This is a genomic window from Streptomyces erythrochromogenes (assembly GCF_040684695.1).
GTDB classification, from domain to species: domain Bacteria; phylum Actinomycetota; class Actinomycetes; order Streptomycetales; family Streptomycetaceae; genus Streptomyces; species Streptomyces erythrochromogenes_C.
In genome coordinates this window covers 320852-347407 of record NZ_JBFBGM010000002.1, presented here as the reverse complement: position 1 = coordinate 347407, position 26556 = coordinate 320852, and the positions used below count along the sequence as shown (strand labels likewise).

At 73.7% G+C, this 26556-nt stretch carries 28 protein-coding genes; 7 read left to right on the top strand and 21 right to left on the bottom strand.

Going from position 1 to position 26556, the window contains the following annotated elements; translation table 11 throughout:
- The first annotated feature begins 81 nt into the window (after positions 1-81).
- Both AB0O53_RS05610 and AB0O53_RS05605 read left to right on the top strand, forming a co-directional pair.
- Positions 82-480 carry a RidA family protein gene (locus AB0O53_RS05610; protein WP_365193400.1) on the top strand — a complete coding sequence of 133 codons (399 nt, stop codon included), beginning with the start codon at positions 82-84 and terminating at the stop codon, positions 478-480.
- A 66-nt stretch (positions 481-546) separates the two neighbouring features.
- Positions 547-951, top strand: coding sequence for a hypothetical protein (locus AB0O53_RS05605; RefSeq protein ID WP_031155774.1), 405 nt, complete (start codon positions 547-549; stop codon positions 949-951).
- A gap of 94 nt (positions 952-1045) precedes the next feature.
- Here AB0O53_RS05605 and AB0O53_RS05600 read toward each other — a convergent pair whose 3' ends face one another.
- The 6 genes from AB0O53_RS05600 to AB0O53_RS05575 all read right to left on the bottom strand — a co-directional run bounded on the left by AB0O53_RS05600 (position 1046) and on the right by AB0O53_RS05575 (position 3932).
- Complete coding sequence (locus tag AB0O53_RS05600) at positions 1046-1264, bottom strand: hypothetical protein (RefSeq protein ID WP_350990212.1); 219 nt, start codon at positions 1262-1264, stop codon at positions 1046-1048.
- A 57-nt stretch (positions 1265-1321) separates the two neighbouring features.
- Positions 1322-1699 (bottom strand): hypothetical protein, encoded by a 378-nt coding sequence (locus tag AB0O53_RS05595; RefSeq protein ID WP_350990210.1) that lies wholly within the window; start codon positions 1697-1699, stop codon positions 1322-1324.
- 103 nt (positions 1700-1802) lie between these two features.
- Positions 1803-2402 carry a class F sortase gene (locus AB0O53_RS05590; protein WP_350990208.1) on the bottom strand — a complete coding sequence of 200 codons (600 nt, stop codon included), beginning with the start codon at positions 2400-2402 and terminating at the stop codon, positions 1803-1805.
- Between the two features lie 232 nt (positions 2403-2634).
- Positions 2635-2877 carry a hypothetical protein gene (locus AB0O53_RS05585; protein ID WP_030838987.1) on the bottom strand — a complete coding sequence of 81 codons (243 nt, stop codon included), beginning with the start codon at positions 2875-2877 and terminating at the stop codon, positions 2635-2637.
- Positions 2878-2897: 20 nt separating this feature from the next.
- Complete coding sequence (locus AB0O53_RS05580; RefSeq protein ID WP_350990206.1) at positions 2898-3653, bottom strand: CbtA family protein; 756 nt, start codon at positions 3651-3653, stop codon at positions 2898-2900.
- A gap of 63 nt (positions 3654-3716) precedes the next feature.
- Positions 3717-3932, bottom strand: coding sequence for a CbtB domain-containing protein (locus AB0O53_RS05575; protein WP_030838981.1), 216 nt, complete (start codon positions 3930-3932; stop codon positions 3717-3719).
- Positions 3933-4119: 187 nt separating this feature from the next.
- Between AB0O53_RS05575 and AB0O53_RS05570 the strand changes: the two genes are divergently transcribed.
- Entirely contained in the window at positions 4120-4584 is a 465-nt protein-coding gene (locus AB0O53_RS05570) for a histidine phosphatase family protein (protein WP_350990204.1), read from the top strand.
- Positions 4585-4651: 67 nt separating this feature from the next.
- On the opposite strand, the gene pucL is transcribed toward AB0O53_RS05570, so the two are convergent.
- The 6 genes from pucL to AB0O53_RS05540 all read right to left on the bottom strand — a co-directional run bounded on the left by pucL (position 4652) and on the right by AB0O53_RS05540 (position 12357).
- Positions 4652-5569, bottom strand: a complete 918-nt coding sequence (pucL, locus tag AB0O53_RS05565; RefSeq protein ID WP_030956589.1) for a factor-independent urate hydroxylase — start codon at positions 5567-5569, stop codon at positions 4652-4654.
- 262 nt (positions 5570-5831) lie between these two features.
- Entirely contained in the window at positions 5832-7181 is a 1350-nt protein-coding gene (locus tag AB0O53_RS05560; protein WP_365193396.1) for an aspartate aminotransferase family protein, read from the bottom strand.
- A gap of 68 nt (positions 7182-7249) precedes the next feature.
- Positions 7250-10543 (bottom strand): AfsR/SARP family transcriptional regulator, encoded by a 3294-nt coding sequence (locus AB0O53_RS05555; RefSeq protein WP_365193394.1) that lies wholly within the window; start codon positions 10541-10543, stop codon positions 7250-7252.
- A gap of 40 nt (positions 10544-10583) precedes the next feature.
- Positions 10584-10955: a GvpU-like protein gene (locus tag AB0O53_RS05550; RefSeq protein WP_350990197.1), complete on the bottom strand. Its 372-nt coding sequence runs from the start codon at positions 10953-10955 to the stop codon at positions 10584-10586.
- Between the two features lie 177 nt (positions 10956-11132).
- On the bottom strand, positions 11133-11336 hold the full coding sequence (locus AB0O53_RS05545) for a cold-shock protein (RefSeq protein ID WP_030030412.1): 204 nt from the start codon (positions 11334-11336) through the stop codon (positions 11133-11135).
- 280 nt (positions 11337-11616) lie between these two features.
- Complete coding sequence (locus tag AB0O53_RS05540; RefSeq protein WP_350990195.1) at positions 11617-12357, bottom strand: PP2C family protein-serine/threonine phosphatase; 741 nt, start codon at positions 12355-12357, stop codon at positions 11617-11619.
- A 154-nt stretch (positions 12358-12511) separates the two neighbouring features.
- Here AB0O53_RS05540 and AB0O53_RS05535 point away from each other — a divergent pair, with 154 nt between their 5' ends.
- From AB0O53_RS05535 to AB0O53_RS05525, 3 genes are all read left to right on the top strand, one after another.
- A complete protein-coding gene (locus AB0O53_RS05535; RefSeq protein WP_350990193.1) occupies positions 12512-12811 on the top strand; it encodes a hypothetical protein in 300 nt (99 codons plus the stop codon).
- Between the two features lie 69 nt (positions 12812-12880).
- Positions 12881-14257 carry an FAD-binding oxidoreductase gene (locus tag AB0O53_RS05530; protein WP_365193392.1) on the top strand — a complete coding sequence of 459 codons (1377 nt, stop codon included), beginning with the start codon at positions 12881-12883 and terminating at the stop codon, positions 14255-14257.
- Positions 14258-14355: 98 nt separating this feature from the next.
- Complete coding sequence (locus tag AB0O53_RS05525) at positions 14356-14784, top strand: hypothetical protein (protein ID WP_350990189.1); 429 nt, start codon at positions 14356-14358, stop codon at positions 14782-14784.
- A gap of 131 nt (positions 14785-14915) precedes the next feature.
- On the opposite strand, the gene AB0O53_RS05520 is transcribed toward AB0O53_RS05525, so the two are convergent.
- Together AB0O53_RS05520 and AB0O53_RS05515 are read right to left on the bottom strand one after the other, a co-directional pair.
- Positions 14916-15488 (bottom strand): potassium channel family protein, encoded by a 573-nt coding sequence (locus AB0O53_RS05520; RefSeq protein ID WP_350990187.1) that lies wholly within the window; start codon positions 15486-15488, stop codon positions 14916-14918.
- Positions 15489-15568: 80 nt separating this feature from the next.
- The gene (locus AB0O53_RS05515; protein ID WP_350990185.1) at positions 15569-16252 is read right to left on the bottom strand and encodes a GAP family protein; all 684 of its coding nucleotides are present in this window, start codon (positions 16250-16252) and stop codon (positions 15569-15571) included.
- A 175-nt stretch (positions 16253-16427) separates the two neighbouring features.
- Here AB0O53_RS05515 and AB0O53_RS05510 point away from each other — a divergent pair, with 175 nt between their 5' ends.
- Complete coding sequence (locus AB0O53_RS05510; RefSeq protein ID WP_350990183.1) at positions 16428-16826, top strand: SHOCT domain-containing protein; 399 nt, start codon at positions 16428-16430, stop codon at positions 16824-16826.
- A 51-nt stretch (positions 16827-16877) separates the two neighbouring features.
- Here the strand turns inward: AB0O53_RS05510 and AB0O53_RS05505 are convergent, their stop codons facing one another.
- The 7 genes from AB0O53_RS05505 to AB0O53_RS05475 all read right to left on the bottom strand — a co-directional run bounded on the left by AB0O53_RS05505 (position 16878) and on the right by AB0O53_RS05475 (position 26449).
- Complete coding sequence (locus AB0O53_RS05505; protein WP_350990181.1) at positions 16878-18236, bottom strand: hypothetical protein; 1359 nt, start codon at positions 18234-18236, stop codon at positions 16878-16880.
- 128 nt (positions 18237-18364) lie between these two features.
- Complete coding sequence (locus AB0O53_RS05500; RefSeq protein ID WP_365193388.1) at positions 18365-20929, bottom strand: ABC transporter permease; 2565 nt, start codon at positions 20927-20929, stop codon at positions 18365-18367.
- Between the two features lie 53 nt (positions 20930-20982).
- On the bottom strand, positions 20983-21807 hold the full coding sequence (locus tag AB0O53_RS05495; RefSeq protein ID WP_350990599.1) for an ABC transporter ATP-binding protein: 825 nt from the start codon (positions 21805-21807) through the stop codon (positions 20983-20985).
- 225 nt (positions 21808-22032) lie between these two features.
- Positions 22033-22713: a response regulator gene (locus tag AB0O53_RS05490; protein WP_350990177.1), complete on the bottom strand. Its 681-nt coding sequence runs from the start codon at positions 22711-22713 to the stop codon at positions 22033-22035.
- Positions 22710-24173, bottom strand: a complete 1464-nt coding sequence (locus AB0O53_RS05485) for a sensor histidine kinase (RefSeq protein ID WP_435886609.1) — start codon at positions 24171-24173, stop codon at positions 22710-22712. Before AB0O53_RS05485 ends, AB0O53_RS05490 begins: the two co-directional genes overlap by 4 nt.
- Before the next feature lie 400 nt (positions 24174-24573).
- Positions 24574-25380 (bottom strand): VOC family protein, encoded by an 807-nt coding sequence (locus tag AB0O53_RS05480; protein ID WP_365193384.1) that lies wholly within the window; start codon positions 25378-25380, stop codon positions 24574-24576.
- 181 nt (positions 25381-25561) lie between these two features.
- On the bottom strand, positions 25562-26449 hold the full coding sequence (locus AB0O53_RS05475; RefSeq protein WP_350990171.1) for a LuxR C-terminal-related transcriptional regulator: 888 nt from the start codon (positions 26447-26449) through the stop codon (positions 25562-25564).
- Positions 26450-26556 lie beyond the last annotated feature (107 nt).

Sequence of the window (26556 nt, the reverse complement as noted above, 5' to 3'; positions counted from 1 at the left end):
GCGCACGCAGGAGCACGCAGCACACAGCACCCAGCACCCAGGCACACGCGCACGTACGGACACGGAACAAGGGAGCTCGGCATGACGCGCAGCATCATCAACCCGGCAGGACTCCACACCCCGACCGGCTACGGCTACAGCCACATCGTCTCCGCCCCCGGCGAGCAGGTCTTCATAGCCGGCCAGTACGGCTCCGACGAGAGCGGCCACGTCGTCTCCGACGACTTCGCCGACCAGGTGGAACGGGCCTTCGCCAACCTCCGTACCGCCCTCGCCGCGGTCGGTCTCGGCCCCGCGGACGTGGTCCGCATCGGTACCTACGTCGTCGACCACGACCAGCGGAAGCTGGAGGTGCTCCTGAAGCACCTGCACGCCACCTGGGGCACCGAGCTGCCCGCGCAGACCCTCATCGGGGTGGCCGCACTGGCCCTGCCCGACATGCTCTTCGAGATCGACGCCGTGGCGGTGCGCACGCCCTGACCGCTGATCCACTTGCCGGTCGGAGGCGGCGGGTGTGCCCTGGAGGATGGGAGAGAGGAGCCCGTCATGGCACATGCGGCACCCGCTGCCCCCCGGCAGCACCGGCAGATGGCGGACATGACCCACCTGAGCAAGGGCGCCTACGTGAGGCCGCTGCTCCTCGGACTGGTCTACGGGGTCTGGTGCGCGTTCATCGAACGCCAGGAGGGCCCGGTCACCGCGGCCAACGTCTTCTACGGCATCCTCTGCGGCGTGATCTTCGCGGGGATCATGTTCGGCCTTGCCAGGGTCGGCCCGCGGATGATGCGCGAACTCCACGCCGCCGCCTACGGAGCCTTCGGCGGCATCGCGGTGGGCTACCTGCACAGCCTCACCGACGAGTCCATCCTCAAGTCCGTGGTGATCGGCCTGGCGGTCGCCGTGGGCGTCGGCGCCACCGCCTTCTACCGCTACTACACGCACGAGGACTGAACCGGACCGCACGCCCGGTCTCCACCGGGGCGCCGGCTCACCCGCCCGTGGTCAGAGGGCGGGGGAGCCGGCGCCCCTCCGTGTGGGGGCGCCGCTACGCGGCCGAGTCGCCGGCCGCCGCCCTCGCACCGACCGTCCGGGAGGCCACGGCCGTCTGTGCGGCCGTGGCCTGCTGCGGTTCACTTTCGTCCTCGACGGACGGGGCCGGGGTCTTCGGCGGGGCGATCGGTTCGGACGGGCGGACGGGCGGCGCGAAGCGGGAGGCCTCGGCGCGGAGCATGGCGTTCAGTGCGGCGAACGGGTCGATGGGCATGGCGGAACCTCACGGTGCTCAGGGGGGTGTGGGGGATGCGCTGGGGACTCGGTCCGCTCAGCAGCGCAGCACCACGCTCCGCACCGTCCGCAGGGACAGGGCCGGTTCGGCCGTTCCCGTGCGGGGCCCGCGCCCCGGTGCATCGCCCTGTTTCACGTGAAACACCGCGAGCGGGATCCGCTGTGCGCAGACCGGCCCGCGCGCGGCCGACCGTACGGCCGCGCGCGCCTCGGGGTCGGCGGCGGGATCGGACGGGCCCTCCGCGGGCTCGGCGGGCTCGCCGGGAGCCGTGGGCTCCACGGGGGCCGAGGAGGCCGGGCGGTGCTCCGCCGCGGCCGCACCGGCCGGACCGGCACCGAACACGCACAGCAGCACGACGCAGGCCGCGGTGAGCGCCCTCGTCAGTGCCGTGCGTGCGTGTCGCCTCCAGGTCATGCGAGGGGTGTGCCCCGCCACGCCGGAGGACTCCCGGACGGACCTCCAGAAGCCTCCGACCGGGGGACGAAGAGACTCCCCTCGGCTGACAGTCCGCCAGATGTCAGCTGCTGCTGCGGTGTCCGGTCAGCCGGGCCAGTACGGCGGTCTCCCCGTCGATCACGCGCAGTTGGGCGCGGCCGGGCGGCTCCTCCCGCCCGGAGACCCTGCCGGGTGAGACCCGTACGACGGTGAACACGGCCGTACGGCGGTCCGCGCGCAGGATCTCGATGGTCCGGCCCCGGTGCAACTCCCCCAGCCGCAGACCCGTTCCGGTGACCGCGGCGGTTCCGGCGGCACCGGGCGCGGGCCCCGCGGAGTCCCAGGACGCCGCCTCGCCCTCGCCGCCGAACGGCACGTCGACGTCCAGGCTCGGGATGCGCAGCCGCAGCGGCCGTGCGGCCCGCAGCGGTCCGGAGACCGTCCTCAGCGGCCCGGCGGCGACCCGGTGCGGCCGGTTCGCCTCCCCGGGCCGGCTCTCGCCGGACTGTTCCAGCTCCCGCACGAGACGGCGGTGGCCGGACAGGCCCAGCGCCCGCGAGGGCAGTGCGTCGTCGGTGGTCGAGGCTGCGGGAGCGCCGCCCTCGGTCCGCTGCAACACCACGACGGTGGTGGACAGCAGAGCCACCGTCAGAGAGGCGACGACCCACTTGGCGCGGGGCATGGGATTCCTCCTGTCCGGCTCGTGCGGCCGGGTCATGTGAGCAGTGGACACTTCCTCTGCCCATCGGCACACCGTGAAACACGAGGGACTGACATGGAGTCACGGGCGTGTCGTCGCACGATCGGGGAGTCTTCGCAGCTCGCACCGGTTCGGCGCACCGGCGGCCGGGTCCGGCGGGGGTACGCCCGAACGGGTGAGGGTCAGGGGCGCCCGGTGACCCCGGCCCGCGGGGTCACAGGACGACGGCCGCCGTGCCCGCCCCCATGAGCGCGGCGGCCAGGTGCATGGCCGGATGGCCGTAGTCGCCGTACCAGAGGTGGCGGGCCAGACCGCCGAGCGCGGCCAGGGCGGCGATGATGCCGATCTGGCCGAACAGCGTCACGGCGCAGCAGGGTGCCAGGAGCAGCAGGAAGGAATTCAGCCAGAAGGGTGCCGCACCCGTCCAGCCCCGCCATTCCCTGATCGCCGTCGCCATGGACTATCGGCCTTTCATCGTCAACTCGTCGGCTGCACAGCCTCCTTGGGTGCGGGGGCGGGCACAAGGGCCCGTTCGGCTAGAAAACCGAAGGCCAGGCCGAAAGTCGTCCACAAGGTGGTCTGGATGGCCAGGGACGCGATGCGGAAGTCCCAGATCAGAGCGGCCGGGAAACCGGCCGGGACCTCGTTGATGCCGGGCAGGACGGCGTATGAGATTCCGATGAGGACGACGAAGGCCGCACCGGCGGCGACCGAGGCGTTCCAGTTGCCGAGCTTCGGCGCGAGCCGCCGCCCGAGGATCACCGCGCCGGCGGCCAGCAGCGCGCCCAACACGATCATCAGGAGGTAGAGGGCGGTCCGCCGGGCCGCCGTGTCGGGGTCGCCGACGGCCGGCGGGTTGGCGGGGTACTTGAAGAAGGGCACCAGGGTCACCGTGACGAACAGGCCGGCGGTGACCAGCGCCGCCGTGGCCCGCGCGCCGAAGCGGCCGATGCGGCCGAGCGCGAAGCAGTACACGAGCGCGGCGATGCCGCCGAGCGCGACGCCGTAGAGGACGACGCCGGTGCCGAGGCCGGCCGTGGCCTGGAGGGCCCGGCTGACCGGGGCCTCCCCGCCGTGGTCGTGTCCGGCCCCGGCGGCGGCCTCCTCGATGGCGATCGCCGCGTCCACCTCGGGCTCACCGAGGAGGTACGCGACGAGGAAGGCGGCCACGCCGGCCAGCAGGCCGGCGAGCATGCCCCGGACGAGCAGGGCGCGGGGGGATGCGGTGTTCATGGATCGATTCCCTTGCTGAGACGGATCCCTTGCCGAGGGGTGGTCGGTGGCAGGGGAAGCGGATCAGTGACAGGGGAACCCGAGCAGGTGGCGGCCGTCGTGCAGCCACTCGTGGATGGTCTCGCCCTCGAAGACGGCGGTGGCGCCCTGCTCGGCGCCGACGAAGTAGAGCAGGACCAGCATCAGGACGCCGGCGAACACCGCCCAGGGGGCGAGCGCGGAGAGCGAGATGGGGGCGATGGCGGGGGCGTTCGTCGTGGGCACGGCGGAGTTGGCCATTGCAGAACCTCCAGAGGGAACACGCGTCCCGGTCAGTGGTGCGCTCGACGACGGTGACGGGTCTGACTCACCTCCCTCACGGGAGGAATCACAGTGGCGCGACCGTGCCGGATTCTCACCGGTGCTTCCGTCGTACCGTCGTCATGGACTTGTCTCATTCGTGACGGTACGCGCTTACGCTCCCCTTATGAAGAGTCAGTCGGTGCGTGTTCACCTCGTGCGCCCCCCATTGGACGCAGCCGCCCGCCAGGGCCGTTTCGGCCACGCACGGCCGTGTCCCGGCTACGCGGGCCTGCGCGGTCCGGACACCGGCGAGTGGGCCGGCCGCACCCTGGAGGAGGTGGCGGCCGAGGCCCCGGAGGCCCTGCACGCCTGGCTGACCGACCCCGGCTACGCGCCCCCGGGCGGGGAGTCCGTGGACGCGCTGATCGCCAGGGTCGGGGCGGAGCTGGCGGCGCTGGCCCCGGGCACGCACCGGGTGGAGGTCGACCAGGCCGTCGTACGGGCGGCCGTGGTGCACGCCCTGGAACTCCCGGCGGCGGCCTTCTGGCGCCTCGACGTGCGGCCGGAGTGGGTCACCACCCTGACCGGACGGGCCGGGCGCTGGAACCTCCTCGTCGGCCGGCCGCAGGACGAACTGCCCGGGGCGTAGACGGGGCCGGGCCCGGACCCCGCGACGCGGTCCGGGCCCGGCCCGGCCCGCTACGGGCGGGGGCGGGTCAGGCCACGATCCAGTCGGACGTCGCGATCACCGGCTGCACGCCGTCACGGTGGACGGTGCCCTCGATCAGTCCGTACATGCGGTCCGCCGCGAAGTAGACCTCGTTGTCGTTCTTGAGGCCGAAGGGCTCCAGGTCGACGAGGAAGTGGTGCTTGTTGGGGAGGTTGAGCCGCACCTCGTTGACCTTGGGGCAGTTGTCGAGCACCCGCTCGGCCATCTGGTTCAGGGTCTGCTGCAGCGAGTACGAGTACGTCTCCGCGAAGGCCTCCAGCATGTTCTTGCGGACCTTCTTGTACGCCTGGTCCCAGTCGTACCCGGGGTCGTCGGCGGCCAGCGCCGAGTGCGCCCAGCGCGCGGTGACCTTGGTCGCCAGGATGCGGTCGTACGCCTCCTTGAGCGTCGTGTACTTGTCCTTGATGTAGCCGTGGAACTCGGAGTTCGTCGAGTTCATCACCGTCAGGTCCTTCAGACCCGAGATGACCTGCAGGCCCGTCGTCTCGCTGTAGGTGATCTGCGCGGTGCGCACCTCCTGGCCCTTGAGGGCGAAGGAGTGCTGCTCCTTGCGGGTCGGGACCGGGATGCGCTCCCAGGCGAATTCCTCGATGCGGATCTGGGCCTCGCGGATCGGTGCCTGCGAGGAGACGAAGTGCTTGGCGAGCAGGATGCCGAAGGCCTCCGGCGACTCGATGCCGTGCTCCTTGCCGAAGGCGTAAACCGTGTTCTTGGTGGTGTCGGTCGGCAGGCAGTTGGCGTTGTCGCCGGTGAGGTGGACGTCGCGGAACTCACCGCGGAGCGCGACCGAGACGTTGAGGTCGCGGATCTCGTGCCAGGAGCCGTCGTTGCCCTTGCGGGTCACCTTCACGATGCGGTTCTCGGCCTTGCCGTACTGGTTCTGGGCCAGGACGTGCTTGCTCATGCTGTCTTCCTTCGGGTACTCGGGAACACGGAGTCCGTACTTCTGGATCCCGTACGCCCGGCGTCCAGCGGTCAACCCGCTCCCCGCCGTTCGGCCCCGAGGGGGCCGCCCCGGGACTGACGTGCATCCCGGTCCGTAGGTGCTTGGCCCTTTTTGCGTTCGTGGCCTGCACGGATTGCAGCACGCGTGCGGTGGGTTGACCACCGCACGGATCCTCCGAACACCGGCACCCGCGGATTGGGCGGTCCCACAGATCCGCAGGTCAGGGCGTGTGCGCGTCGGCCACCGTCAGGGCCTCGTCCAGGATCCGCAGCCCCTTCGCGACGTCCTGCGGCGTGATGTTGCAGGCCGGCGCGACGTGGATCCGGTTGCCCGCGATCAGCGGCCAGAGCCCGCCCTTCCTGCACGCCGCCCCGAACTCCGCCATCGGCGCGTTGTCCGCCCCGGCCGCGTTGTACGGCACCAGCGGCTCGCGCGTCTCCTTGCTGCGGACGAGTTCGAGGGCCCAGAACGTGCCGAGGCCGCGGACCTCCCCGACCGAGGGGTGGCGCTCGGCGAGCGCGCGCAGGCCGGGCCCGAGGAGTTCGGCGCCGGTGCGCGCGGACTGCTCGACGACGCCCTCCTCCTCCATGACGTTGATCGTGGCGACGGCCGACGCGCAGGCCAGCACGTGCCCGGAGTACGTCAGCCCGCCCGGGTAGGGCCGGCGGGCGAAGGTCTCGGCGATGGCCGCCGAGATGGCCACACCGCCGAGCGGTACGTAGCCGCTGGTCACGCCCTTGGCGAAGCAGATCAGGTCGGGGGTGACGTCCCAGTGCTCGGAGGCGAACCACTTCCCCGTGCGCCCGAAGCCGACCATGATCTCGTCCAGGACGAAGACGATGCCGTGGCGGTCGCAGAGCGCCCGCACCCCGGCCAGGTAGCCGTCGGGGTGCACGAGCACGCCGGGGGCGCCGCCGACGGTCTCCAGGATGATCGCGGCGATCGACTGCGGACCCTCGAAGACGATGGTGTCCTCCAGGTGGCGCAGGGCCCGCTCGCACTCCTCGGCCTCCGTCGTCGCGTAGAAGGGCGAGCGGTAGGCGAAGGGCCCCCAGAAGTGCACGACGCCGGCGGTCGCGGAGTCGTTGCCGAAGCGGCGGGCGTCCCCGGTCAGGTTGATCGCGGTGGAGGTGGCGCCGTGGTACGAGCGGTACGCGGACAGCACCTTCGGCCGCCCGGTGTGCAGCCGGGCCATGCGGACGGCGTTCTCCACCGCCTCGGCCCCGGCGTTCGTGAAGAAGATCTTGTCGAGGTCGCCCGGGGTGCGCTCGGCGATCAGCCGGGCGGCCTCGGAGCGCACGTCGACGGCGAAGCCGGGCGCGACGGTGCAGAGCCTGGCCGCCTGCTCCTGGATGGCCGCGGTGACCTTGGGGTGCTGGTAGCCGATGTTCGTGTAGACCAGGGCGCTGGAGAAGTCGAGGTAGCGGTTGCCCTGGTAGTCCCAGAAGTACGACCCCTCGGCGCCGGCGACGGCGAGCGGGTCGATGAGCTCCTGCGCCGACCAGGAGTGGAAGACGTGCTTCCGGTCAGCGTCTTTCACGGTCGCGAGGGCGTCGGCTTCTGCGTTCATGAAATGAGAGTAGTCGTCCAGGATGTGGACACGGGGTGGGTCGGCCCGCGCCTCCCGCGGCCGGGGGATCAGCCGGCCAGGACGCCCCGCGCGAGCTCCCGCACGGCCTCCGGGGCGGCCCCGGCGCAGTCCCCGTACCCCGTGCGGTCCGTGTGCTCCGGGTACGCGTCGCCGAGCGCGGCGCGCGCCGCCCGCTCCACCCGGGCCGCGTCCGCCCGCGAGTGGTCGGGCCCGCCGCGCACGGCCAGGGCCGCCGCCAGCAGCCGCGCCGCCTCCCGGGGCCGGTCCAGCCGCACCGCCTGGTCCGCGACGCCGACCAGCACCTGGGCGAGGGTCGGCGCGTGCCCGGCGGCCAGCGCCAGGTCGAACGCCTCGGCCCGGTGCGCGCGGGCGGCGGCCGGCCCGGCCCCGGCCGCGTCCACATACCCGAGCGAGTCGAGGACCACCGCCCGGAAGACCGGGTGCACGGCCACCTCGCGGATCGCCTCCCGGGCCCGTGCCAGTTCCGCCCGGGCCAGGTCCGGCTCGCCGTTCCAGCGCGCCAGGTCGGCCCTGCCGTGCGCCACCATGGCCAGCGCCTCCGGCCAGCCGGCCGCCGCCGCGGCCCGCTGCGCCAGCGCCATCGTCGCGGCGCCGCCCGACGGGTCCCCGGCCAGCAGGCGCAGCTGGGCCTGCCGCACCCAGGCGTACAGCCGGTCCTCGACGACCCCGAGCTCGCCGAGGACCGCGACGGCGTCCTCGTAGTGGCCGATCGCCGCGGCGTGGTCGCCGCGCCGGGCGACCAGGTCGGCCAGCAGCGTCAGCGCGAAGGAGGTCCCCCAACGTTCCCCGAGCCCGCGGAAGCCCGCCAGGGCCGCCTCGATCGCGGCTTCCGCCCGCTCGGGCCGGCCGCCGGTCCCGAGCAGGGTCTTGGCCCCCTCCAGCAGGCCCTGCGCCCGCACCCAGGGGTCCGCATCGGCCTGGGCGCCCTCCCACGCGTCCGCCGGCGGGGCCTCGCCCGCGGCCGCACTGCGCAGGATCCGGTCCAGCGGGTCGAGGAAGCGGACCACCGGGTGCCGGCTTTCCGTCCGTCCGGCGAGCAGCACCCCCTCGCGCAGCAGCTCCGCGGTCTGCCGGTCGTCGCCCAGGCCGGCCGTCGCGAAGAGCACGGCCAGCGCGCACGCGACGGCGCGGGACTCCTCGTACCCGCCCTCCGAGTCCTCCGAGCCCCCCGAGCCGCCGGCGTTGTCCTCCGGCCGGTCCGGCCGGTCCGGCCGGTCCGGCAGTGCCAGTGCCCGCGCCGCCAGCTGGGCGCCGTCCGCCTTGTGCCCGCCCAGCCACCAGTACCAGCCGGCCGCCGCGACCAGCCGTACGGCGGCCCGCGCGTCGCCCGCCGCGATCGCGCCGCGCACCGCCGCGGACAGGTTGTCGTGCTCCGCGGTGAGCCGCGCGAGCCACTGCAGCTGCTCGGACCGGCGCAGGTACGGGTCCGCCGCCCGGGCCAGCCCGGTGAAGTACGCGGCGTGCGCGCGGCGGACGGCCTCCTCCTCGCCGGCCTCGGCGAGCCTCTCCAGGCCGTACGCCCGGATCGTCTCCAGCATCCGGTAGCGCCCGTCGCCGTCGGTCACCAGCAGGGACTTGTCGGCGAGCGACGTGACGAGGTCGAGGACGTCGTACGCCTCGACCGGGCCGCCCGTGCACACCTCCTCGGCCGCCTCCGCGGTGGCGCCGCCGGGGAAGGCGGCGAGCCGTCGCAGCAGCGCCCGTTCCGGCTCGGTCAGCAGCTCCCAGCTCCAGTCGACCACCGCCCGCAGCGTGCGGTGCTGGCGCGGGGCCGACCGGGCGCCGCTCGTCAGCACCCGGAACCGGTCGTCGAGCCGGGCCGCGAGCTGTTCGGCGCTCATCGTGCGCAGCCGGGCCGCGGCCAGTTCGATCGCCAGCGGCATCCCGTCCAGGGCGCGGCAGATCCGGGTGACCGCCGCCGCCGTCTCCTCGGTGACGGCGAAGCCGGAACGCGCCGCCGCCGCACGGTCGTTCAGCAGCCGGACCGCGGCGTAGGACAGGGCCTGCGCCGCGTCGGCGTCCGCGGGCGGCAGGGCCAGCGGGCGGACCGGCCACAGCGCCTCGCCGGTGAGGCCGAGCGGCTCCCGGCTGGTCGCGAGGATCCGCAGCCCGGGGCACTCGCCGAGCAGCCGGTCGGCCAGGGCCGCGGCGGCCTCGACCAGGTGCTCGCAGTTGTCCAGGACGATCAGGGCCGTACGGGTGCGCAGCGCGGCGGCGAGCCGGTCCAGGGGGTCGCCCGCCGCCGCCCCGTGCTCGCGCAGGGCGAGCGCGTTCAGGACGGCCGGCGCCACGTCGGCCTCCGCGTCCAGCGGCGCGAGCTCCACCAGCCAGACGCCGTCGGGGAACCGGTCGAGCAGCGGGCGGGCGCTCTGCACGGCCAGCCGGGTCTTGCCGGCGCCGCCCGGGCCGGTGAGCGTGGTCAGCCGGAACGCGCCCATGAGGGAGGCGACATGGGCGAGATCCTCGTCGCGTCCGACGAAACTGGCCAGTCCGGACCGCAGGTTGGTGGGCGGCGTGGGAGCGGGCGGCGCCGACCGCACCGCCGGCGAGGGGTGTTCGGCGGCGTGCGGCGCCGGTGCGGCGCCCGCGGGGACCTCACCGCGCAGGACGGCGGTGTGCAGGGCGGACAGTTCCGGTGAGGGGTCGGCGCCGAGCTCCTCGGCGAGGGCCTCGCGTGCGGCGGCGTAGGCGGTGAGCGCCTCGGCGGGCCGTCCGGCGGCGACGAGCGCCCGCATGAGTGCGCCCACGAGCCTTTCGCGCAGCGGGTGTTCGACGACGAGGGCGGCCAGTTCGGCGGTCAGCTCCCGGCCGCGCCCCAGGCGCAGGTCCGCCTCGATCCGGTCCTCCAGGACCGCAGTCCGCAGCTGCGACAGCCGGGTCACCGGTGCCCGGAAGGAGTCGGAGCCCGCGACGTCGAGCAGGGCCGGGCCGCGCCACAGGGCCAGGGCCTCGCGCAGCACGCGGGCGGCGGCCTCCGGGTCGCGGGCCAGCGCCCCGCGGCCCTCGGAGGCGAGCCGTTCGAAGCGGACCACGTCCACCGCGTCGGGCTCGACGAGGAGGCGGTATCCGGCGGGGTGCGACTCGACGGCCGCACCGGGCAGGGCCCGGCGCAGCCGGGACACCAGCGCCTGCAGGGCGTTCGCCGCGCCCGCCGGCGGTTCCTCCGCCCAGATCCCGTCGATCAGCAGCTCGGAGGCGACCACGCGACCCGGTTCGAGCGCCAGCAGAATCAGCAGTGCCCGCAGTCGTGTTCCCCCGACTCCGACGCCGCTTCCGTCCTCGCCCCGTACGTCCAGGGCCCCCAGCATCGAGATCCGCATGCGGACATTGTGCGATGCGGGCGGTGGCCGGGGCAGCGGCTCATCTGTCGGAGTAGCTGAAGTCCCCGACGGTCCAGGCGCTGACGTCGCCGAGGGCGATCCGGTACATCCCGCCGGTCTCGGGGATGCCCACCGGGCCCTGGAGGATGCGCGCCACGTGGAAGTGGAGGTGCGAGGGCGGGTCGCCGAGGTGTCCGGACGCGGTGGTGGGGGAGCTGAAGACTTCGGCGAACGGGCCCAGCTGGTCGGAGTCCCGCAGGACTTCCGCGACCCGTTGGCGCCAGACGCGTTCGGGGGCGAGGCGGCCGGTGATGACGGCGCCGTTCACGACGACCGTCAGGGACATCTGATTGGTCTGCTCCGACTCGACCTTGGCGGCGATGTCACGGAGCAGGTCGTCAGGGATCGACATGGGCAGGGACTCTAGCAAGCGGGCCCGGCTCCGGGCGCGGCTTCCGGCGTCACGGCGGCCGATTTCCGACGGGCGCGGCAGCGGGCCCGCCGCCCGCACGCAGGGGTGCGGGCAGCGGGCCCGTTCGCTCTCCCGTCGACGCGGGCGCCGGTGGGGGCACCGGCGCCGGTGCCGGTCTCAGGCGGGAACGATGTTCTCGGCCTGCGGGCCCTTCTGGCCCTGCGTGACGTCGAAGGTGACCTTCTGGCCCTCCTGCAGCTCACGGAAGCCGGAGGTGGCGATGTTCGAGTAGTGGGCGAAGACGTCCGCGCCGCCACCCTCCTGCTCGATGAAACCGAAGCCCTTTTCCGCGTTGAACCACTTCACGGTGCCGGATGCCATGCGCGTTCTCCTTTGGGGCAGTGCCCGGGCCGCACTGTGCGGACCCGGCGTCGACGAGATGATTGCCCCGACCGGAAATCGAACCGGAAATGAAAAGTGCACTCACCGGGAAATCGGGTGAGGCACTTGTAAGCTTTTTGGGGACCACAACCGCAACTGGCGTCACCGTAGCACAGTGATAACCAGCGGGCCGGGAAAGGCTTTCCGGGTCGATAATTCCGGCATTGCGCCATCGGATATCCGGTCCTTAAATCCCACGATTGGCCGTTTCCGGTTCCGGTCAGGCCCCGACGCGCAGCAGGGCGAGGGTGATGTTGTCGGGTCCCCCCGCGTCGATCGCGGCCTTCCACAGCTCGAAGGCCGCCCTGCCGTCGTCGTGCACCCGCAGCAGTTCCTCGATGGTGTCGTCCGGCACCGGGTCGGTCAGGCCGTCGCTGCACACCAGGTAGCGGTCGCCCTCCGCCAGGGCGAAGGCCTCGATGTGCGGGGTGATCGCACTGTGGCCGCGGCTGCCGCCGAGTACCTGCGTGACCGCGGAGGTGGTGCGGTGGCCGGGCACCGGCGGCGGGCTGTCGTCCACGCTCACCTGGTGCAGGCCGTCGCGCGCCGCGTGGAACACCTTGCTGTCGCCGACGTTGAAGGCCAGCAGCGACTCGGCCAGTACGAGGGCGCCCGCGACAGTGGTCCCCATCGCGGTCAGGTCCGGCCGGCCGTCGGCGGCGGAGTACACCGCGTCGTTGCACAGCTGCAGCGCGTCGCCGACGGCTTCCGCGCAGTCCAGCGAGGGGCCCAGGGACGAGAGCTGGCGCACCACGAGTTCGCTGGCCACCTCCCCGGCCGGCTGGCCGCCGAGCCCGTCGGCGACCGCGACGACGAGCGGTCTGCCGAAGGGGAACACCAGCGTCTGGGGGTTCTGGGTGACGGTCCCGCACAGGGTCCACGGCCCGATGACGAGACTGTCCTCGTTGTGCTCGCGGACCAGCCCCACATGGCTCAGGGCGGTCACAGCTATGTACGTCACCTCGTCGTCCCGCCTCTCCGCAACGGCACCGGCAGACGCGTCCTCGCCACCATTGTCGCGCCGCTCCGGCATGCGGGGCGCGGTCTGCCGGAGCACGCTGGTCGTGGAGCTGCCTGTCCCCCGACGGCGGCCGGGCCAGGAAGGACTGCCGCAGATGTTCGCGAGGCTGAGCACCTACCAGGGTTCCCCCGTCCCCGCGGAGGGGGACCTGGTCGGGCATTCGGAGGAGATCGTCCGGCAGGTGCGGGACGCACCCGGCTTCCGGGGCGTGTACTACCTGGTCGACCGGGCCACCGGGGAGGCCAGGTCGCTGACCCTGTGGGAGGACGAGCGGAGCATGCTGGACAGCGAGGAACTCGCCGGCCGGATCCGCGAGGAGACCGCCCGGCGGGAGGGCCAGCAGGTGGTGGGGGTCCAGCACTTCGAGGTGGGCTTCAGCCATCTGGAGCCGTAGCGGCAGCACCCTGCGCACGCGTTCCGGCGCGGCGTGAGAGCGAGGTACGAAGGACGAGGAGCGATGGTCATGGGCAAGTTCTCGATCGACCAGCTGCGAGAACGCGTACGCGGGGCGGTGGTCACCCCCGACGACGCCGCCTACGAGGAGGCCCGCGCGGTCAACAACGCCATGATCGACCGGAGGCCGGCCGCGGTCGTGCGGTGCGCCAACGCCGGCGACGTCATGGCGGCGGTCGACTTCGCGCGGGAGAACGGGCTGGACCTCGCCGTCCGCGGCGGCGGCCACAGCGTGCCGGGCTTCGGCACCTGCGACGACGGCGTGGTCGCCGACCTGTCCGGGATGCGCGGGGTCCGCGTCGACGCCGCGCGCCGCACGGCGCGCGCGGAGGGCGGCGCGACCTGGGGCGACTTCAACGCGGCGACCTACGCCTACGGGCTGGCCACCACCGGCGGGATCATCTCCACCACCGGAATCGGCGGGCTCACCCTCGGCGGCGGCATCGGTTACCTGTGCCGCGGGATGGGTCTGAGCTGCGACAACCTGATCTCGGCCGATGTGGTGACGGCGGACGGCCGGGTGGTCGTGGCGAGCGAGGAGGAGAACCCGGACCTCTTCTGGGCGCTGCGCGGCGGCAGCGGGAACTTCGGCGCGGTGACCTCGTTCGAGTACCGGCTCGGCCCGGTCAAGGACATCTACGGCGGGCCGATGCTCTTCGAGCTGGACGACGCCGCGACCGTGCTGCGCTCCTTCGCCGACTACATCGCCGACGCCCCGGAGCAGCTCGGCGGCTTCCCGGCCTTCCAGCTCGCCCCGCCGCTGCCGTTCATCCCGGCGGACCGGCACGGCGATCCCTTCGCCCTGATCGTGGCCTGCTGGGCCGGGCCGCCGGAGGAGGGCGAGAGGGCCCTGCAGCCCTTCCACGACTTCGCCCCGGTGGTGGCCGAACACGTCGGTCCCATGCCGTACCCGGCGCTCAACAGCGCCTTCGACGCGCTCGTCCCGCCGGGTCTGCAGCACTACTGGAAGGCCAACTTCGTGACGGAGCTGACCGACTCCGCGATCGAGGCGCACCTGGTGCACGGTCCGAAGCTGCCCGTCGTGAACTCGACGGTCCACATCTATCCGATCAACGGCGCCTGCCACCGGGTCGGAGCGGACGAGACGGCCTTCGCCTACCGCGACGCCAACTTCGCCACCGTCATCGCCGGGATGTGGCCGGACCCCGCGGACAACGACGCGAACATCGCCTGGGTCCGCGACTACTACGAGGCCACCGCCCCGCACTCGGAGGAGGGCGGCTACATCAACTTCATGGCCGAGGACGACCAGAGCCGGATCAGGGCCAACTACAAGGGCAACTACGACCGTCTGGCAACGGTGAAGCGGACGTACGACCCGGGCAACCTCTTCCACCTGAACCAGAACATCCAGCCCGCCGCCTGAAGCGGTGCGGATGCGGAGCGTGTCCGGTTGTGCATAGTTTGTCGTAGTACCGGAAGGTCCCGTACGCCTGGTTTGCCCTGATCGAGGAAGGCCCCTCCATGAAGCGTTTCCCGGTGGTCGGTGTGCTCTGCCTGAGCGCGGTGTTCGGCCTCAGCGCGTGTTCCGACGACAGTTCCTCCCCCGCCGAGGAGGCCACCGAGGCCGCGGCCGACCTGTGCACCGACCTGAACGCCCTCAAGGCCGACAACGCCAAGCTGAAGGCCCTGAACCCCGCCGTCGCGACCAAGGACCAGATCAAGGACGCCTACGACGCCGTCCAGCAGGACTGGGCGAACGTCAAGGAGAACGCGAGCAAGCTCAAGGACGCGGAGCGCGAGGCGGTCCAGTCCGCCGCCGAGGGCCTGAAGAAGGGCTACGAGGACCTGCCGGGCGACACGACCGGCAAGGACGCGCTCACCCAGCTGCAGCCGCAGATCCAGTCGCTCGACCAGGCCACGACGGCCGCCGCCTCCGGCCTCAAGTGCTGACCACCGGGCCGGCCACCGGGTGACCGCCTCCCCGTCCGCGCAGAAGAATCCGCGCGGAAGACCCCGTCCGGTTCCCCGGGCGGGGTCTTCCGCGTCACGGGGGCCGGGGCGGGGGCCGGGGCAGGCGGGGGTCAGGGCTCCTCGTCGTCCTCGTCGTCCACGAACGGGGGACCCGCGTTTCCCCGGCCGCCCCGTCTGCGTATCCCGATCTTCATCGCGCCGAAGAGGGCCTTGGCGATCACGCCCACCACGATCAGGTCGGCGATCATCTGGATCGTGACCAGCACGCGTCCCGTCCCGGTCATGGCGGCGATGTCGCCGAAGCCCACGGTCGCGAAGACCGTGACCGTGAAGTAGAGGGCGTCCGTGCGGTCCAGGGGCTCGTTGAAGGTCGCCGGGATGCTCTCTGACAGCATGAAGTACGTGGCGGAGAAGACCACCAGGAAGAGCGGCACGGCCGTGGCCATGGCCTCCAGGGCGCTCAGCCTCGGATACTCCGACCGGGTGATGGCGTTGACCTGCCAGGCCGTCAGCAGGCTGAAGGCGAGCATGCCCAGCACGAGCGTGAGGACCGTCAGGACGCCGAAGCCGCCCTCCAGGGGCGCCAGGAAGTACAACGCGGTGAGCAGGGCCACCGAGCCCGTCGCGCGCAGGCAGTGGCCCAGCAGGACGCGTCGGCGGCGGCGGGCGGCGTTGCGTTCCATGCCTTCAGGAGAACGGTCCGGACCCCATCCGGCGACCGGAGCGCCGGGGCCGGCGACCGGGCGGGCAGCCGGGCCGGGCGTCAGCGCGTGAGGTCGTAGAGGCTCCTGCCGACCAGCCACAGGCCGCAGACGAGGCAGGCGAGGACGATCGCCGGGTCCTTGTGGTCCGACAGCCAGGACCGCATGCCCGTCAGCGCCAGCGCGGCCCGGCCGGGGGCGAACACCATGAACAGCTCCATCGCCAGGAGGGTGGCGGAGGCCAGGATGCAGAAACCGAACAGGGCCAGGTACGTGGCGCTGTCGGACAGGTCCGCCTGGAGGACCGTGGCGGCGGCCGCACCCACCATCCCCCACGGCTGGAGGAGCACCGCGATTCCGGCCGCGGACCACGCGGACACCTGGTCCATGCGCGAGAGCGCGCGCGGCTCCCCCGCCGGGCCGGACCCGGGGCCTTCGGCATCGGATGCCGTGTCCGCCGAGGGGCGCCGCCGGCGGCGGTGCTCGGCGTACGCGACCAGCCCGATGCCGAGGGCCAGCCGGACGGCCAGGCCGGCGGTGGACGGCGGGGACCGCGGCGGCGGGGGCTGGCCCCCGGTCAGCAGGAGCACGACGGCGATGACGGCGACGAGGCAGCCCAGCCAGGCCAGGATGAACGCGAGCCCCTTCCACAGGCCGCCCGGCGCCGACACCACCAGCACGAAGGCCATGATGGGCAGCGGATAGAGCGTGATGATCAGCCCGATGACGAGCAGGTCAAGCACCATCGGTTTTTCCCCGTCGGCGGATTGCCCCCTTCTCGGTGACCGGGAAGGGAATGCTCATGCGTCCATGGTCGCGCCGTCCCGCGTACGGGTGCAAAAGATGCGCCATTCGCTCCGCATGCGGAGTGGCGGACCCGCCTGTATCAATGAAGTACCACGTGCATGATCGGAGTCGGGCATGGACGACTATCCACTTCTCAACCTCTTCTGGACGATGCTGTGGTTCTTCCTCTGGGTGATGTGGTTCTTCCTGCTCTTCAAAGTCATCACGGACATCTTCCGTGACCACAGCCTGCACGGCTGGGGGAAGGCGGGATGGCTCATCCTCGTGCTGCTGATCCCCTTCATCGGAGTGTTCATCTACGTCATCGCGCGCGGCCGCAGCATGCACGAGCGCGATGCGAAGCAGATCAAGGAGAACGAGGCGGCCTTCCGCAGCTACGTCCAGCAGGCCGCCGGCAGCGGTGGCGGTGGCGGCGGCAGTGCGGACGAACTGAGCAAACTGTCCGCGCTCAAGGACAAGGGCGACATCAGCCAGGAGGAGTTCGAGCGGGCCAAGGCCCGGATCCTGGCCTGAGCCGCACCGGTCCGGCAGGCCCCGCCCCGCCCGGGGCGGGGCCCGCCGGGCTCATTCGCGCTGCTCGGGCCGGTCGCCCGCGCCGTCGGGGACCCGGCCGCCGGCCGCCAGCAGGGCCAGGACGGCGAGCACCACGAGCAGGATCAGCACCAGCAACAGCACCGTCAGCACGGTCGGGTGGTTCCACAGCGCGAACACGAGCGCGATCACGAGGAGCGCTCCCACGGTCAGCGCGTGGCGGTGGGCCTCCACCCACCGGCCGGCGCCGCCGGTGTGCACCCCGTGTCCCGCGCCCCAGAGCGCCGCGGAGTCGGCCGTACGGTCGGCCCGGCCGCGCAGGCCGCGCGGCATGCGGCCGGCGCCGGACAGGTAGGCGCCGAGCGCCACGACGATCCCGAGGACGATCGCGGTCCGCAGACTGACCCGCAGGAAGCGCACCAGCGTGTCGAAGACGGCCGCCGCCGCCTCCGGGGACTGGACCTCCGGGGGAAGGTTGTCGAGGTAGTAACGGCGCCCCACGACCAGGGCGATGGCGACCAGCAGACAGGCGAACGCGGCGCACAGCGCGGTGGTCACCAGGGCCCGCCGCCGTCGCCGGGCGAGCAGCACGCCGGCCGCGCCGAGGACGACCGTGATGATCGGCAGCCAGTTGCCGAGGACGTCGAGCAGGTGCACCGCGCCCCTGATCTGCCCCAGCTTGTCGTTGTGGAAGAGCACCATCTGCTTGTTGACCTCGGGGATCTTCTCCGCCGGGGAGACCCCGGCGGCCACGAGCTCTTCCTTGACCTTGTCGACGGCCTCGCCGACGTCGAGGGTGACGGTGCCGCCGTCGACCCCGACAGCGCCCCGGCCCTTGCCGGTGAGCGCGTGCACCACGGCGTTGTGGGCGGCGCGGTTGGCCACCGTCCACACGTTCTCGAACCGGTCGCTCTCCACGAACCGGGTCGCCACCTTGGAGACGACCTGGTCGGCTGCCGAGTCCAGTTGCGGGCCCAGCGCCTTGACCGCCGCGCCCACGCGCGGCGGCAGTCCCTGGGACTCCAGCCACTTCGCCAGGTCGGCCGTGACCTGGGAGCCGTCCACCTTGACGTCGGCCGCCTCCGTGATGCGGTGCACGGCGGCCTGCTCGATCGCCGGGTTCGAGGCGAGCGGCTTGACCGTGGAGACGTACCGGTCGGTGTCCAGCACGATGTCGTGCACCCACACGGTGAGCAGGGAGACCGGGACGAAGATGCACGTCAGCGTGATCAGCACCGCCGACAGGGTGCTCTTCGCGATCCTCCCCCCGCGCGATCCGCCGGCCGGGGCCGCGGCCGGGGTGGCGGCCGGCCCGGAGGGCGGCCCGGAGTTCGGCCCGGAGGTCGGCGCCGCGCCGGGCGGGTCGCCGGGTGACGGGGACGGCTCGCTCATGGCACTCCCGGGGACGACTGGGCAACGGCGGGGCGCGGCGGACAGCCGCGCCCTGCCATTGGAACCGGACGGCCACGGGGCGCGCCTGTTCAGCTGGGCCCTCCAGGTGACGCCGCCCGGGACGCCCCTCAGGCTTCGGCGACCGCGCGCAGCGGGCTCAGTGCCGCCGCCCGGCGGGCGGGGACGACCGCCGCGGCCGCGCCGACGGCCAGCGACAGCAGGCACACCAGCAGCAGCGTCCCCCACGGGAGCACGAACGCGTACTGGGCCATCGCGCCGTTCGCCAGCGAGCCGACCGCCCAGGCGCCGAACACCCCGCCCGCCAGCCCCAGCAGCGTCCCGAACCCCGCGACGGTCACGGCCTCCAGCCGGATCATCCGCCGGACGCCGGCCCGGTCCATGCCGATGGCGCGCAGCACGCCGATCTCCCGGGTCCGCTCCGAGACCGACATGGCCAGGGTGTTCACGATGCCGAGCGCGCTGATGACGACGCCGATGGCGAGCAGCCCGTACATCAGCGTCAGCAGGTCGCCGACGCTGCCCGCGGCCTCGTGGACGAGGGCCGCCCGGTCCTGGACCTTCAGCAGCGGGTTGTCGCCCACCGCGGTGCGCAGCCGCTTTCCGACGGCGTCGGAGGCGGCGCCGTCGTCCGTGGTGACGAGGATCCGCTGGACGGAGCCGGGCAGGAAGCCGCCGCCGCGCACCTCGTCGAGGTCGCCGAGCGCGTCCCCGGCGACGGGGTTGTCCCGGTAGACGCCGACGACCGTGTACGGCCGCAGGTCCCGGCCGCGCCCGATGCCCGCGTCGAGCCGGTCGCCGACGGCGAGCCCCCGCTCCCGGGCGAGGGTGGCGGAGACGGCGATCCGGCCCGGCCCGAGCCGCTCGGCGGAGCCGTCGGTGAAGTCCAGCCGCATGACCGCGGCCACGGCCGCCGGGTCCACGCCGGCGATCTGCCGGACCCCGCCGCCGACGAACAGCGACACGTCCGCGACGGCCGCCGCGGTCCGCACCCCGGAGGCGGCGGCCACCCGCCGGACGGCGGCCGGGTCGATGCCCTGGGTGGGGGTGCGGGTGCCGATCACGTAGTCGGCGCCGAGTCCCGCCGCGGCCTGCCGATCCAGTGCCCGCTCGGTGGAGTGCCCGACGACGGCCAGCCCGGCCACCAGTGCCGTACTGATCATCAGGGCGGACGCGGTGGCCGCGGTGCGCCGCGGGTCGCGCAGCGCGTTCTCCCGGGCGAGGTGGCCGACGGGGCCGAACCGGCCGGTGAGCCGCCCCGCCAGCCGGATCACCGGTGCGGCGAGCAGCGGCGCGAGCACGATCAGGGCGACGACGAGCACGCCGCAGGCGACCATCGCGTCCTGGAGGTTCTGCACCGAGGCGTCCTTCACCGTGCTCAGCGACACCAGCAGACCGGCGCCGAGGACGAGCAGGACCAGCCCGGCGGAGGCGCGGATCCGCGTCCGTGTGGCGGAGGGCGGCTGCTGCGCCGAGCGCATCGCCTCGACCGGCGCGACCTTCGCGGCCCTGCGGGACGGCAGCCACGCGGCGAGCACCGTGACCCCCACGCCGACGCCGAGCGCGGCCACGACCGGCCGCGGGCCGATCACCAGCGGCCCGTCGGGCAGGGTGTCCTGCGCGGTGCCGAGCAGGCCGGGCAGTACGGCGGCGACCCCGAGCCCGAGCAGGAAGCCCGCGGCGGAGGAGACGAGCCCGAGGAGGGCGGCCTCGGCGAGCACGGAGCCGGCCACCTGGCGGCGCGAGGCGCCGATCGCCCGCAGCAGGGCGATCTCGCGGGTGCGCCGCGTCACCAGCATGGTGAAGGTGTTGACGATGAGGAAGGAGCCGATGAACAGCGAGACCCCGGCGAAGACCAGCGGCAGCTTGGCGTGACCCCGGGTCAGGGTGTCCACGTAGAGGGCCTGCTGAGCGGCCTGGGCGGCGCCGGTGGTGGCCTCGGCCCGCCCGTCGGGGAGGACGGAGGCGACCCGGCCGGAGAGTTCGGCCTGGCCGGTGCCGGGCGTGGCGGTGAGGTCGATCCCGGTGTACCGGCCGGGGGAGGCGAACAGCTGCTGGGCGGTGGCCCTGTCGAACAGGGCGAGGGTGCCGCCCGCGGTCACCCGGGTGTCCTGCGTGGCGACGATGCCCACGAGCCGCTTGGTCATGACCGGGCCGTCGGTGGCCAGTGTGATCGTGTCGCCGAGGCGGAACCGGCCGGCGGCGGCGGTGCCGCGGTCCACGGCGATCTCCTCGCCGGTGCGCGGTGCACGGCCCTCGACCAGCGGATACCGGCTGTCCTCGCCGTTCGTGCCGGGTACGTGCGCCGCGCCGAGGTTGGCCCAGGCCTTGCCCGACCGGAGCGGGGTGCCGTCCGCGGCGGACAGGGTGGCCGAGCCGTCGGCGGCGGGCCGTACGGCGGCGACACCGGGCACGCCGGCCAGTTTCCGTACGAGCGCGTCGTCCAGGACGCTCGCGCCGTCTTCGCCGGGGGGCGCGTCGGGGGAGTCCTTGGGGGTCACGGTGACCGCGATGCCGGCGAAGTTCTTCGAGGCGGCGGCGCGGTAGGCGGCGGCGGAGGAGTCGGCGAAGACGAGGGTGCCGGAGACGAAGGCGACGCCGAGGCAGACCGCCAGGACGGTCATGGCCAGACGGGCCTTGTGCGCGAGGACGTTGCGCAGGGCTGTTCGCAGCATGGGGAGCTTTCGGGTGCGGGTGCGGGTGCGGGTGAGGGTGTGATGTGGGGGCCTCAGCGGGCGTGGCGGCCCGCACCGGGGACCGCCTCGGTCCGGCGGTCCGCGTCCCCGGTCCCGGACCCGCCGCCGCTCTCGAATCCGAGCATCCGGTCGAGCACGGCCGCGGCGGACGGCTCGTGCAGCTCGTCGACGACGTGGCCGTCGGCGAGGAAGAGGACCCGGTCCGCGTACGACGCGGCCGCCGGGTCATGGGTGACCATCACCACCGTCTGCCCCAACTCCCTTACGCAGTCCCGCAGGAAGCCGAGGATCTCGGCGCCGGAGCGCGAGTCGAGGTTCCCGGTCGGCTCGTCGGCGAAGACGATCTCGGGCCGGGAGATCAGCGCCCGTGCCACCGCGACCCGCTGCTGCTGCCCGCCGGAGAGTTCGGCCGGGCGGTGGCCCAGGCGGCCCGCCAGCCCGACGGTGGCGACGACGGCCTCCAGCCAGGCGGCGTCCGGCCGCCGTCCGGCGAGCCGCAGCGGCAGCGTGATGTTCTCCAGCGCGGTCAGGGTGGGCATCAGGTTGAAGCCCTGGAACACGAAACCCACGTGGTCGCGCCGCAGAAGGGTCAGCTGCTTCTCGCCCAGCGAGGACAGTTCGGTGCCGCCGATGCGGGCCGAGCCGGAGGTCACCGTGTCCAGCCCGGCCAGGCAGTGCATCAGGGTGGACTTGCCGGAGCCGGAGGGGCCCATGACGGCGGTGAACCGGCCCCGGGCGAAGTCGACCGTCACCGCGTCCAGGGCGGTCACCCGGGTGTCCCCCTTCCCGTAGACCTTGGTCAGAGCGGTGGCGCGGGCGGCCGGTTCGGGGGAAGGGGAAGGAGACAACTGCGACATGGGGGACTCCGCCTCGGGTGCGAGGTGCGACGGTTCGCACGCCCAGGGGGCGGGCGGACCGGGGGACGCATCCATGCTCGCCACCCTGACCTGCGCAAACATCCTGCTGGAGGCGGGAGTTGGGCTCTGTCGGAGGGAGGGCGCCGGGCCCGTGCCCTCTGTCTTCGGACACAGCGGCGGCCCGCCCGCCTCCGCCTCCGGGCAGAGGCGGGCGGGCGGGTGGTGTCAGGGGGACAGGCCCGTCCGGTGGGCGAGGAGGGCCGCTTGGACCCGGCTCGCCGATCCGGTCTTCTCCAGGATCGCGCCGACGTGCGTCTTCACCGTCCCGATCCCGATGCCGAGCCGCCCGGCGACGTCCTGGTTGGACAGCCCCTCGCCCAGCATCGCCAGGACCTCCCGCTCCCGTACGGTGAGCCGCGCGATCCGCTCGTCCGTGAGCGCGGGGTCGGAGCCGTCCCGGTCGCCGCCGCCGCGCAGCATCCGGGCGATCACCGACCCGGTCACACCAGGGGAGAGCACGGAGTCGCCGGCCGCCGCCGCCCGCACCGCGGCGATGAGCTCCTGTGGGCCCTCGTCCTTCAGGAGGAAGCCCGCGGCGCCCTCGCGCAGGGCCCGCAGCACGTTGTCCTCGTCGCCGAAGGTCGTCAGCATCACCACGCGCGGCGCCGGATCGAGGGCGAGCAGCGGTGCGATCGCGGCCAGGCCGTCGCACACCGGCATCCGGATGTCGACCAGGGCCACGTCGGGCCGGTGGGCCGCCGCCAGTTCGACGGCCTGCAGTCCGTCGGCGGCCTCGGCGACGACGTCGATGTCGCCCGCGTGCCGGAGGATCAGGCGGACGCCGTGCCGGATCATCGTCTCGTCGTCGGCGAGCAGGACACGGATGGGCGGGACGGGCTCGGTCACGGGATCTCCCAGGGCGTGGCGTCGCGGACCGACGGGACGTCGAACCGGTCGATGGCGATGAGCCGCTGGGCGGCGTCGAAGCAGTAGCGGGCGATGAGCAGGCCGCCGGGATGCCGCTCGGTGGCGCCGTTGAAGGGGTAGACACAGCCGGCCGTCCCGGCCGGGCGCGGCGGCTCGTGGCCGGTGGCGGCGGCCCGCACCGCGCCGTTGTCCTGTACCCCGAGCCCCGCCACCTGCGCGTACGTCATGCCGACGCGCGGCAGCGGGGCCGGTCCGGAGCGGCCGGAGGGCTGGGCGGCGTACACGAAGGCGATCCCGACGACCATGAGCGCGGACAGCGCCGCCAGCCCGGAGCCGAGCGTCAGGACCTCGGCGGTCCGGCGCCCGTCGGGCCCAGCGGCAGCGGCAGCGGACGGGTCCGGGCGGGACGGGTCACGGCCGGACGGGTGCGCGCCGACTGCGTTGGTGTCGGCCGGGTCCGCGCCGGACGGGCGCGGTGGGACGTCCGGCCCGGACCCGTCCGGCCCGGGGGCGGTGCGCCCCGCGGCGGCGGGGTCGCCGTCGGCCTCGGCCGGCACGGCCGCTTCCACCCGGAAACCGCCGGACGGCAGGGCGGCCGCCCCGAACGTCCCGCCGAGCAGTTCCACCCGCTCGCGCAGTCCGGTCAGGCCGCGCCCGGTGCCCGGTTCCTCCGCCGGGGCCGCCGGCCCGGGCCGCGCCCCGTTGCGCACGCTGACCCGTACCAGCGCGTCGTCGTGCACGACCGTCACGCGAACGTGCGCGTCCGGCGCGTACCGGTGCACGTTGGTCAGGGCCTCCCGTACGACGCGGTGCACCGCCCGGCGGACCGGTGCGGGGCGCGCGTCGAGGTCCGGTCCCGTCCAGTCCAGCCCCACCGCGATCCCGCCGTCGCGCGACTGCGCGACCAGCGCCTCGATGTCGGCGCGGGTGCCGGTCGCGTCGGTGAGCGCGTCGGGCCCGGTGTCGCGGCCGAGCGGCCCGAGCACGCCGAGGGCCTGGCGCAGCTCGCGCATGGCGTCACGGGTGGTGCGCCGGACCAGGACGGCCTCCTCGCGCAGCTCCGGCGCGGCCCGCTCCAGGGCCAGCTCCAGCCCTCCGGCGTGCAGGGACACCAGGCTGAGCCGGTGGCCCACCAGATCGTGCATCTCGGCGGCGATGCGGGACCGCTCGTGGATCCGGGCCTCGCTGTCGGCCAGCCGGCGGGCCCGCTCCGCCGCGTCACCGCGCTCGCGCAGCGCCCGCAGCAGGCGGCCCTGCTGCCCCTGCGCCGTGCCGACCAGGCCGGGGACGACCACGGCGGTCGGCGCGAGGGCCAGGCCGAGGGCCAGCCCGTACGCGGCCGAGCCGGGGCCGAGGCGCGGCCCGGCCGCGGTCGCGCAGACCACGAGGAGGAGCCCGGCGCAGGCCAGCAGCCGGGCCCGCAGGCGCGGCCGGGCCATCCGGCGGGCCACCGAGTAGGCGGCGACCGCCGTGACGGGCCCGACGGCCGGTACGGGGCCGGTCAGCGCGGCGAGCACCAGGAGCACGGCCGCGGGCAGCCGGCGGCGCAGCGCGAGGATCCCGGTGCCCGCGACGAGGACGGCGAGCTGGAGGGCCGGGTACGGCAGGAGGCCGAGGTGGCCGACGACCCCGTACACGCCCAGGCCGGCGAGGCCGGCGCCCACGGTCCCCACGACCGGGCGGACGCGGGCGGAGCGGGGCGAAAGGCTGAAGGGGACCACGCTGACCAGTATCGATGCCGATATCCGCGTCGGCATGGACCGTACGGCCGATCCGCGTCTCTGCCGAAAGACAGAGGGGGATCCGGAGCGGGCATCCGCGGCGGGGATCAGAAGGGGATCAGAAGGGGACCGAGTCGTCCGGCCCCACGACCCCGAACAGCGCGCCCTCGGGGTCCCGCAGGGTGACCTCGTGGGGGCCGGACCCGGAGTCCGCCACCGAGACGGTGCTGCCGCCCAGAGAGGTCGCGGCCTTCACCGCGGTCTCCAGGTCGGGGACCCGGAAGTGGACCTGCCAGCGCGGCCGCAGGTGCGGGTCGGGTGCCTCGGCGAGCGTCCCGCCGTACAGGCGGGCCACCGTACGGCCGGCGTGACGCAGCAGGATCCGCTGGTCCTCCTCCACGTAGGCGACCTCGCAGCATCCGCTGTGGTCACCAGCCCATTCCAGGACCTCACCGTAGAAGATGGCGGCGTCGAAGGCGTTCCTGGTGCGCAGTTCGAGCCAGGCCGGCGCGGCTTCGCCGCCCATGCCCCAGTCGGGGATGGCGTCGCCCTGCCAGATCCCGAAGACCGCGCCGTCGAGGTCGGAGGCGAGCGCGGCCCGTCCCGTACCGAAGGCGAGGGGGCCGACGGCGACGGTTCCACTGCGTTCGAGGATGCGCGACGCGGTGACGTCGGCGTCGTCGACGGCGAAGTACGGGGTCCAGGCGACGGGGACCGTGACGCCGTCGGGCATGGAACCGAGGCCGGCCACCGGGACGCCGTCGCTGAAGCCGACGGCGAAGCCGTCGCCGAGCCGGTCGCCGCCGAACCGCCAGCCGAGGACCGCGCTGTAGAAGGCCCGGGCGGCGGCGACGTCGCGCGCCATGAGGCTGACCCAGCAGGGTGCGCCGAAGGTTTCGTGACTCGATGTCGACACGCCTGTCATCCCCATCCGCCGGTGCGGCCCCGGATGCCCCTCCCACGGTACGCGCGGGAGCTCCCGGGAAACGTCGGCCAACATCCTCCTGGCGCCACCGCCCGCCCCCACGCCGACACGGCGACCGGCACCCCACCCGGCGGAACACAACCCGCCCCGTCCCGCCGGCCGCGGCCGGCGGGGGTCAGGGTCAGGCCCGGCGGGTCTCGTGGGCGGGGGCGTACAGGTCCTCGTCCAGGATGCCGCTGCTCGCGATGAGGTACGCGAGCTGGGCGCGGCTGCGGCTGCCCAGTTGTTCGGAGGCCTTGCGGACGTGGGTGGCCACCGTGCGGGCGCTCATGCCGAGGCGGCCGGCGATGGTCTCGTCGGTGTAGCCGTTCACCATCAGGTGCAGGACCGCCCGGCGGGTCTCGTCGGTGAGCAGGGGCGGGCGGTGTTCCGTCGGGGTGTGCCGCAGCGGGGCGGCGCGTTCCCATGACTTGTCGAAGATGCCGACGAGGTAGCGGATCATCCCGGGGTGCTCGATGACCAGGGCGAGCTGCCGGCGTTCCTCGCCCGGGTCGGGGACGAAGGCGATCTTCCGGTCGCACACGATCAGCCGGTCGAACACCTCGTCCAGGGTGCGGACTTCGGCGCCCGCGACCGAGATCTGCTCGACGTAGGCGAGCGTCGGTGCGTGGGAGCGGACGGTGTGCTGGTAGATGGTGCGCTGGCGGATGCCGCGCTCCAGGGCCGCCACGTCGCTGGCGAGGGCCTTCTCCAGGAGTGCCGCCGGTCGGCCGCCGCCGGGCTGGGCGGTCAGCAGTTCCTCCTCGCAGGACTGCACCACCGAGGACAGCGTGGCGCTGATGGCGTCGGCGCCGCTGATCGCACGGATGCCGGTGCCGGTCCCGGTGCCGGTGTGCGCGCGGTAGATCTCCTCCGCCTGGTGCATGGCCACCCGGGCCGCCGCCAGGGCGCGCTGCTTCTCCTCGATGTCCGTTTCCAGCGGGCGCATGACGGCGTTGGCCGCGAGGCCCGGGGGCAGGGCCATCAGCCGGCCGTCGGGCAGCTCTCGTAGGAGGCCCAGGTCGAGCAAGCACTGCGGGCACTCCTGCCCCGGGAGGTCGCCTCGGACGGCGGCCTCGTACGAGGCCAGCCCGTCAGTACAGAGCTCGACAGATGGAACACGTACCCCTCTGTCCG

Coding starts and splice junctions, on each gene's coding strand:
- AB0O53_RS05610 (WP_365193400.1), top strand. CDS start 82: ATGACGCGCAGCATCATCAACCCGGCAGGACTCCACACCCCGACCGGC.
- AB0O53_RS05605 (WP_031155774.1), top strand. CDS start 547: ATGGCACATGCGGCACCCGCTGCCCCCCGGCAGCACCGGCAGATGGCG.
- AB0O53_RS05600 (WP_350990212.1), bottom strand. CDS start 1,264: ATGCCCATCGACCCGTTCGCCGCACTGAACGCCATGCTCCGCGCCGAG.
- AB0O53_RS05595 (WP_350990210.1), bottom strand. CDS start 1,699: ATGACCTGGAGGCGACACGCACGCACGGCACTGACGAGGGCGCTCACC.
- AB0O53_RS05590 (WP_350990208.1), bottom strand. CDS start 2,402: ATGCCCCGCGCCAAGTGGGTCGTCGCCTCTCTGACGGTGGCTCTGCTG.
- AB0O53_RS05585 (WP_030838987.1), bottom strand. CDS start 2,877: ATGGCGACGGCGATCAGGGAATGGCGGGGCTGGACGGGTGCGGCACCC.
- AB0O53_RS05580 (WP_350990206.1), bottom strand. CDS start 3,653: ATGAACACCGCATCCCCCCGCGCCCTGCTCGTCCGGGGCATGCTCGCC.
- AB0O53_RS05575 (WP_030838981.1), bottom strand. CDS start 3,932: ATGGCCAACTCCGCCGTGCCCACGACGAACGCCCCCGCCATCGCCCCC.
- AB0O53_RS05570 (WP_350990204.1), top strand. CDS start 4,120: ATGAAGAGTCAGTCGGTGCGTGTTCACCTCGTGCGCCCCCCATTGGAC.
- pucL (WP_030956589.1), bottom strand. CDS start 5,569: ATGAGCAAGCACGTCCTGGCCCAGAACCAGTACGGCAAGGCCGAGAAC.
- AB0O53_RS05560 (WP_365193396.1), bottom strand. CDS start 7,181: ATGAACGCAGAAGCCGACGCCCTCGCGACCGTGAAAGACGCTGACCGG.
- AB0O53_RS05555 (WP_365193394.1), bottom strand. CDS start 10,543: ATGCGGATCTCGATGCTGGGGGCCCTGGACGTACGGGGCGAGGACGGA.
- AB0O53_RS05550 (WP_350990197.1), bottom strand. CDS start 10,955: ATGTCGATCCCTGACGACCTGCTCCGTGACATCGCCGCCAAGGTCGAG.
- AB0O53_RS05545 (WP_030030412.1), bottom strand. CDS start 11,336: ATGGCATCCGGCACCGTGAAGTGGTTCAACGCGGAAAAGGGCTTCGGT.
- AB0O53_RS05535 (WP_350990193.1), top strand. CDS start 12,512: ATGTTCGCGAGGCTGAGCACCTACCAGGGTTCCCCCGTCCCCGCGGAG.
- AB0O53_RS05530 (WP_365193392.1), top strand. CDS start 12,881: ATGGGCAAGTTCTCGATCGACCAGCTGCGAGAACGCGTACGCGGGGCG.
- AB0O53_RS05525 (WP_350990189.1), top strand. CDS start 14,356: ATGAAGCGTTTCCCGGTGGTCGGTGTGCTCTGCCTGAGCGCGGTGTTC.
- AB0O53_RS05520 (WP_350990187.1), bottom strand. CDS start 15,488: ATGGAACGCAACGCCGCCCGCCGCCGCCGACGCGTCCTGCTGGGCCAC.
- AB0O53_RS05515 (WP_350990185.1), bottom strand. CDS start 16,252: ATGGTGCTTGACCTGCTCGTCATCGGGCTGATCATCACGCTCTATCCG.
- AB0O53_RS05510 (WP_350990183.1), top strand. CDS start 16,428: ATGGACGACTATCCACTTCTCAACCTCTTCTGGACGATGCTGTGGTTC.
- AB0O53_RS05505 (WP_350990181.1), bottom strand. CDS start 18,236: ATGAGCGAGCCGTCCCCGTCACCCGGCGACCCGCCCGGCGCGGCGCCG.
- AB0O53_RS05500 (WP_365193388.1), bottom strand. CDS start 20,929: ATGCTGCGAACAGCCCTGCGCAACGTCCTCGCGCACAAGGCCCGTCTG.
- AB0O53_RS05495 (WP_350990599.1), bottom strand. CDS start 21,807: ATGTCGCAGTTGTCTCCTTCCCCTTCCCCCGAACCGGCCGCCCGCGCC.
- AB0O53_RS05485 (WP_435886609.1), bottom strand. CDS start 24,173: ATGGCCCGGCCGCGCCTGCGGGCCCGGCTGCTGGCCTGCGCCGGGCTC.
- AB0O53_RS05480 (WP_365193384.1), bottom strand. CDS start 25,380: ATGACAGGCGTGTCGACATCGAGTCACGAAACCTTCGGCGCACCCTGC.